Origin of the sequence: Streptococcus sp. 2022WUSS083 (genome assembly GCF_044427155.1) — a bacterium.
Lineage (GTDB): Bacteria > Bacillota > Bacilli > Lactobacillales > Streptococcaceae > Streptococcus > Streptococcus hashimotonensis.
Window position 1 is genome coordinate 383,620 of sequence record NZ_JAOTGK010000003.1, and the last position, 6,883, is coordinate 390,502.

Here is a 6,883-nt window from a genome sequence, read left to right on the forward strand (position 1 = left end):
AGCAACATTGGAAGGAGTAAGTATGTCAAAAAAAGAGATTCTACTTGAATTTATAGAAAACCACAATGGCATTATCACCTATAAAGATTGTAAAGTTCTAAAGATTCCAACAATATATTTGACAAGACTAGAAAAAGAAGGGATTCTATACCGCGTCGAAAAAGGAATTTTCCTAACCCAGAATGGAGACTACGACGAATACTACTTCTTTCAGTACCGTTATCCCAAGGCTATTTTCTCTTATATCTCAGCGCTTTACCTGCAACAATTTACAGATGAAATTCCTCAATATTTTGACGTAACCATTCCTAGAGGCTACCGTTTTAATACTCCTCCAGCAAATCTGAACATTCATTCCGTTTCTAAGGAATATAGCGAACTAGGAATTACACTTGTAAAAACCCCTATGGGAAACGAGGTAAGAGTGTATGATTTAGAACGTATTATCTGTGATTTTGTGATTCATCGAGAAAAAATAGATACTGAGCTTTTTGTCAAAACACTTCAACATTACGGAAACTATTCTAAAAAAAATCTTACAAAACTCTATGAATATGCGACAAAAATGAACACCTTGGACAAGGTCAAACAAACTCTGGAGGTCCTAGTATGAATAAAGCTAAGCTAACAGCACTCTGTCATAAAATATCAAAGAATACTGGTTTAACCTTTAATTCCGTGATGACCTATTACTTCCTAGAAGTCATTTTGAAAAAATTAAGTCAAAGTTCTTATTCAAATCACTATATCTTCAAAGGAGGATTCCTACTGTCGAATGTCATCGGAGTTGAATCTCGTAGCACTGTTGATATTGACTTTTTATTCCATCAAATAACACTCTCAGAAGAAACTGTTAAACAGCAAATTGAAGAAGTTTTAGCAGATTCTGAAAAAGGTATTTCTTTCACAATTCAATCTATCACAGCTATAAAAGAAAGTGATGACTATGGTGGCTATCGTGCAACCATTTTGTGCCAACTTGAGAATATTAAACAAGTTATCCATTTGGATATTGCGACAGGTGATGTTGTAACTCCTCAGCCGATTACATACAACTATAAAGCTATTTTTGATGAAGACAATTTTCCAATCATTGCTTATACAATTGAAACAATTCTAGCTGAAAAACTTCAAACCATCTATTCACGCAACTTCTTGAACAGCAGAAGCAAAGATTTTTACGATGTTTATATTCTTTCAAAACTGAAGAAAGAAGACATTGACTTCATTCAATTGAAAAATGCCTGTCAGAGAACATTTTCATATCGCGAAACAGAACTCGATTTTGAAAAGATTATTGAACTACTCGAAAGGTTCAAATCTGACCCTATTCAGAATAAACAATGGCAAAATTATTCAAAAAAATATAGCTATACAAAGGGGATTTCACTTGCAGATGTTCTTGATGAGATGATTAGTCTTATTACAATTATTATTTCTACAGACTTAGATTAAAACTTTTATCTGCCCCACTAGGTAATCGTGACAAAAAAATAAAAAAGATATGCTAACTAATCAAGTTATTGTTAGCATATCCTTTTTTAGGTTCTGTTGCAAAGTTTTAAATAAAGAATAAAATCCCTTACGGTATCTATGATTTAAGCTGGGATTCCCAATAATACCTTGATTTCAGTACAGACCGAAAACCCGAAGAGAGTGCCTTCTTTTCGGGTTTTCTTATATAATCCTCGGATGGCTTCCATACCTTTAATCGTGGTAGAGGCAGTGCGTAAACTTCGATAGAATTTATTGCGTCTCTTTACTGGACGATGGTCTTGTTCAATCAAATTATTCAGGTATTTAATGGTACGATGTTCTGTCCCTTGATAAAAGCCGTATTCTTTTAGTTTCTTAAAGGCACTTGTAATAGAGGGGGCTTTATCTGTGACTACAACCTTCGGTTCATCAAACTGCTTCACTAACCGCTTAAGAAAAGCATAGGCTGCTTGTGTGTCCCGTTTTTTACGTAACCAAATATCCAAGGTTAAACCATCTGCATCGATGGCTCGATACAAATAATGCCATTTTCCTTTAATTTTGATGTACGTTTCATCCATTTTCCATGAATAAAAGGATTTTTTATTTTTCTTTTTCCAAATTTGATAGAGTAGTTTGCCATATTCTTGCACCCAACGATAAATCGTCGTATGAGAAACGTTAATGCCACAATCATATAAGATTTCTTGAACTTCACGATAGCTAAGGTTATAACGAAGATAGTAGCCCACGGCTACAATAATCACATCCTGCTGAAATTGCTTTCCTTTAAAATGATTCATCGTCATTCCTCCTGCTATCTTTTTCTATTATTCTACCTTATTTGATAGTAGATTTAAAACTTTGCAACAGAACCAATTTCTCAATTCCCTGTACAAATCTATCTTTATCCTCATCTCTCATTAATGGAATAACTGTAACACAGGATACATTCCTCATTTTTTACAGTGGCAATAATCAGTCTACTATGTTCAACTTCTATGAGAAAATATACTTCGTTTGGCTCTTTTTAACGAACAATACAAGAAAAATATCCTAATTATCTGTTGCTTTTTTACTACAAAACAATCGATTAGTACATTATTACCATACCTATTTAGCACCAAGGCAAGCAATTCTACAAATCACAATATAATCTGATTTATCACCCTATATCTAAATACTATTGTTGAACTTCAGTTTCTCTTATCTTAACCTTCCTTTCTGCTGTATTTGAGACGTCATAACCTCTTGAACATTTTCAAATTCTTTACTTATGACATATTCATCAAATACTTCAGTCCCATATTTAGAATCTGGTTCTGCAACGACAGAAACCACCTGCTCAATCCTCCTGTTATATACAGAGGGCTACTGGAAGAACAACTTCTGGCAGCATAACAATCAAAGGAAATTTAGTGAGTTTATACGACTACACTTTTCTTGACAATTCCAAAGTATAGATAATAAAAACCGCTATGCGGCAAACTCAAAAGGTCTTCACATAGCGATTATATCTAATAAAAATTCATTAATTTTTTTACATTTTCAACAACCAGAATGTATCATTAACACTTTTACATCCTTATTGCATAACTCAAAAATTACATAACTTCCAATTCTCTCATCAACTGTTCCCATTCATTAAAATAATTACCCTGACACCTTTTAACATCATCAATTGATTTTTGTATTTCCGTCAGTACTATATAATCAGAAGAATTGTTTGGTTCAGAAATGATTTTATTCAATCTTTCTAATTCTTCATCATATTGATTTATTAACACTTCAAGCTTTTCAATTCGTTTCTCCTTCTTAACCTTCTCCTTCTCAATGGAGTTACGATCGCCTTTTACTGTGTTATTTTTCTCTACTTTCTGCTCAACTTTAATGTTATTAAATGGCTTTTCAGAATTCATCCTTTTTTTCTCGTACTCACCATAAGTAGATTGTACAAACTCTACACCATCCTTATCAAAAACAAGTAATCTGTCAGCAATCTTATTAGTAAAATATCTATCATGTGACACAAAAATAATTGTACCTTGATAACTGCATAAGATATTCTCTAAATTCTCTTTTCCAATAATATCCATGTGGTTTGTCGGTTCATCTAAGATTAAAACATTAGGACGTTTATATAATAATTTACATAATGTCAATCTAACCTTTTCTCCACCTGACAAAGAGGACACCGGTCTAAAAACATCATCTCCACTAAACTGAAATGAGCCAAGAGCAGTTCTGACCTCTGTGTCATTTAGCTCAGGGTATTCGCTTTGAAAAATTTCGAATAGTGTATCATCTCCACTGATTTGAGCAAGCTGTTGGTCAAAATAGCTAATTTCAACATTGTATCCGAATTTAAAATCTCCAGACAATGCTGCCACACCACCCATAAGTGTTTTAAGCAACGTGGATTTACCAATACCATTACTCCCAACAATTCCAAGCTTCTGTCCCCTTTCAAGGTTGAAATTAACCTTTGCAAGAGGAGTATCATAGCCTATCACAAGTTCTGAAGCACTTAATACTTGCCTTGAACTACTGATTCTCGGTTGAAATTTAGACATATAAGTTTTTGTATCGTATTGGTCTGGTGCATTTAATATTTGCATACGCTGTAATAATTTAATTTTAGATTGCACCATTTTAGCTTTCGTAGGTTTATAACGAAAACGTTCAATCAAGCGTGTAATCCTTTCAATTTCTATCTGTTGCAAGTCGTAATCTTTTTGCTGTTTGATATGATTTTCTCGTTTTTGCTCCTCAAAGGCTGAATAATTACCTTTATAACATTTGGTCTTTCCCCATTCGATTTCATAAACCTTATCCACAATTCGATTAAGAAACATTCTATCATGGGAAATAATAACCAATGTAGATTTATAACTTCTCAAATAACTCTCCAACCATTGTATTGTTTCTATATCAAGGTGGTTAGTAGGTTCATCAAGTAATAGAATGTCTGGCTTTGTTAAAAGTATTTTTATAAAAGCTATCTTAGTTCGCTGACCACCTGAAAATTCAGAAATGGGTTTTTTATCATCTGCTTCAGTAAAACCCATACTACGAATCATCGTTTCATATTCTTTTTGGTAGGTTAGACCTCCAAGAGCCATATACCTTTCACTGATATCAGAGTATTCATTGATGATTTTATCATCATATTGATTCTCCATTTTATCTATCAGCTGTTTCATCTTGTTTTCCATATCAATAAGCGTCTTAAATACCGTACGGACTTCATCCACCATTGATCTACTTTCATCTTCAAAAGGCATCTGTCTTAAATAGCTAATATAAGGGTTACCGGTCTTTATTACTTGAAACTCACTTTCACCAGTTCCTTCTTCTAATTCAATTTCGCCTATAATAGCTTTTAGCAAGGTTGTTTTTCCACATCCATTTCTACCAACAATAGCAATCTTTTCATTATCATTGATTTCAATATCGATGTTTTCCAACACCATATTACCATCATAGTAAACGGCACCATTAATTATTTTGTATTGCATTTTCATATCCTCCTTTGCGTTAGTACTAGCAATTGCAAAGGTGGCTTTGGACAATAATTATTCTACTCCATGTAAAGCTTGTCACAGCCACCTATACATGGAGTTCTTTAAATGTTACTTTAGTTGTAGATTTCATTTGCTTCTCCCTCCTATCGATTATTAATATAATTCAATTGCCACCTTATTGTACCAAGTCGCTAGCGCAATGGCTAGCCTAAGCGATAACACTTCACCGATTCTTAAACCACCCTCATACATAAGCATTAAAATTAATTTATCTCTTTTCGTATGACAAGCATCAATAATTTGCTTAACTTCCTCTGATGTCAATGTTCTTATCTGTTTCTTTTTAACCCTTAACTTTAAGACATTCTTTTGGTATCTACCCTTATTAACGTGATGTAAAAATCCTTTGAAATTTCTTCCCTTTGCTTGTTTAAATACATCAATTGATTTAAATTCTCCTAATCTACTTAAATAATCAAGAAAACTCATAACGGCATTTAAAATTGTATTCACTGTCGTTTCTTCTCTTATGGCTTCTTTTGACTGAAGATCAATTACATTTGTTGCTGTTGGATATCTCAACCAACCTACGAAGTCTGCTAACAACTCAAAGTTAATATCATTAAGAATAACGCCTCTCTGTTCCATGAACTCATACAGCAACTTTAAATGATAACAGTATGCTTTAATGGTATTAGGAGACTTACCAGTATTATCTAAGTATTTAATAAATTTCATTACTGGTTCTATTAGCTGGTATTCTTTATCTAGTAATAAATACAATGGATACGGCTTATTCTCCACTTCTATCCTTTGAACCTTCACATGTTCCCACCTCTTTAAATACTTTAACTACTACAAATTATAAACCTTGTTAATTTTTATTTAAAGTAAAATATCTCTTTAATATCTCCTCTTAAACTACTTTAACTACTATTATTTATTATACTATGGTTAAAGGATCTTATCAAGAGTAAATTACAAAAGAATCATTTAAATCAATACTTTCACTTTGAGAACATGTATTTAAAGTAAATAACAATTAAAGCCTGTATCTTAGTTATCACTTGAGATGGTTCTGTTGCAAAGTTTTAAATAAAGAATAAAATCCCTTACGGTATCTATGATTTAAGCTGGGATTCCCAATAATACCTTGATTTCAGTACAGACCGAAAACCCGAAGAGAGTGCCTTCTTTTCGGGTTTTCTTATATAATCCTCGGATGGCTTCCATACCTTTAATCGTGGTAGAGGCAGTGCGTAAACTTCGATAGAATTTATTGCGTCTCTTTACTGGACGATGGTCTTGTTCAATCAAATTATTCAGGTATTTAATGGTACGATGTTCTGTCCCTTGATAAAAGCCGTATTCTTTTAGTTTCTTAAAGGCACTTGTAATAGAGGGGGCTTTATCTGTGACTACAACCTTCGGTTCATCAAACTGCTTCACTAACCGCTTAAGAAAAGCATAGGCTGCTTGTGTGTCCCGTTTTTTACGTAACCAAATATCCAAGGTTAAACCATCTGCATCGATGGCTCGATACAAATAATGCCATTTTCCTTTAATTTTGATGTACGTTTCATCCATTTTCCATGAATAAAAGGATTTTTTATTTTTCTTTTTCCAAATTTGATAGAGTAGTTTGCCATATTCTTGCACCCAACGATAAATCGTCGTATGAGAAACGTTAATGCCACAATCATATAAGATTTCTTGAACTTCACGATAGCTAAGGTTATAACGAAGATAGTAGCCCACGGCTACAATAATCACATCCTGCTGAAATTGCTTTCCTTTAAAATGATTCATCGTCATTCCTCCTGCTATCTTTTTCTATTATTCTACCTTATTTGATAGTAGATTTAAAACTTTGCAACAGAACC

General features: G+C 33.2%; 6 protein-coding genes and 1 pseudogene. 2 read left to right on the plus strand and 5 right to left on the minus strand.

All coding sequences use genetic code 11. From position 1 onward, the window contains the following. Positions 1-22 precede the first annotated feature (22 nt). A complete protein-coding gene (locus ODU41_RS05845; protein ID WP_044761347.1) occupies positions 23-613 on the plus strand; it encodes a type IV toxin-antitoxin system AbiEi family antitoxin domain-containing protein in 591 nt (196 codons plus the stop codon). Continuing rightward, a complete protein-coding gene (locus ODU41_RS05850; RefSeq protein WP_398578757.1) occupies positions 610-1,455 on the plus strand; it encodes a nucleotidyl transferase AbiEii/AbiGii toxin family protein in 846 nt (281 codons plus the stop codon). The genes ODU41_RS05845 and ODU41_RS05850 overlap by 4 nt, the downstream gene beginning before the upstream one ends. Before the next feature lie 143 nt (positions 1,456-1,598). On the opposite strand, the gene ODU41_RS05855 is transcribed toward ODU41_RS05850, so the two are convergent. The 5 genes and pseudogenes from ODU41_RS05855 to ODU41_RS05875 all read right to left on the minus strand — a co-directional run bounded on the left by ODU41_RS05855 (position 1,599) and on the right by ODU41_RS05875 (position 6,809). Beyond that, positions 1,599-2,279 (minus strand): IS6-like element IS1216 family transposase, encoded by a 681-nt coding sequence (locus ODU41_RS05855; RefSeq protein ID WP_161941131.1) that lies wholly within the window; start codon positions 2,277-2,279, stop codon positions 1,599-1,601. A 403-nt stretch (positions 2,280-2,682) separates the two neighbouring features. Continuing rightward, entirely contained in the window at positions 2,683-2,817 is a 135-nt protein-coding gene (locus tag ODU41_RS05860) for a hypothetical protein (RefSeq protein WP_002415371.1), read from the minus strand. A 263-nt stretch (positions 2,818-3,080) separates the two neighbouring features. Then, on the minus strand, positions 3,081-5,048 hold the full coding sequence (optrA, locus tag ODU41_RS05865; RefSeq protein ID WP_398578758.1) for an ABC-F type ribosomal protection protein OptrA: 1,968 nt from the start codon (positions 5,046-5,048) through the stop codon (positions 3,081-3,083). Between the two features lie 123 nt (positions 5,049-5,171). Then, positions 5,172-5,825, minus strand: a pseudogene (locus ODU41_RS05870) (tyrosine-type recombinase/integrase); the annotation flags it as partial. Between the two features lie 303 nt (positions 5,826-6,128). Continuing rightward, positions 6,129-6,809: an IS6-like element IS1216 family transposase gene (locus tag ODU41_RS05875; protein ID WP_161941131.1), complete on the minus strand. Its 681-nt coding sequence runs from the start codon at positions 6,807-6,809 to the stop codon at positions 6,129-6,131. Positions 6,810-6,883 lie beyond the last annotated feature (74 nt).

Coding starts and splice junctions, on each gene's coding strand:
- ODU41_RS05850 (WP_398578757.1), top strand. CDS start 610: ATGAATAAAGCTAAGCTAACAGCACTCTGTCATAAAATATCAAAGAAT.
- ODU41_RS05845 (WP_044761347.1), top strand. CDS start 23: ATGTCAAAAAAAGAGATTCTACTTGAATTTATAGAAAACCACAATGGC.
- ODU41_RS05855 (WP_161941131.1), bottom strand. CDS start 2,279: ATGAATCATTTTAAAGGAAAGCAATTTCAGCAGGATGTGATTATTGTA.
- ODU41_RS05875 (WP_161941131.1), bottom strand. CDS start 6,809: ATGAATCATTTTAAAGGAAAGCAATTTCAGCAGGATGTGATTATTGTA.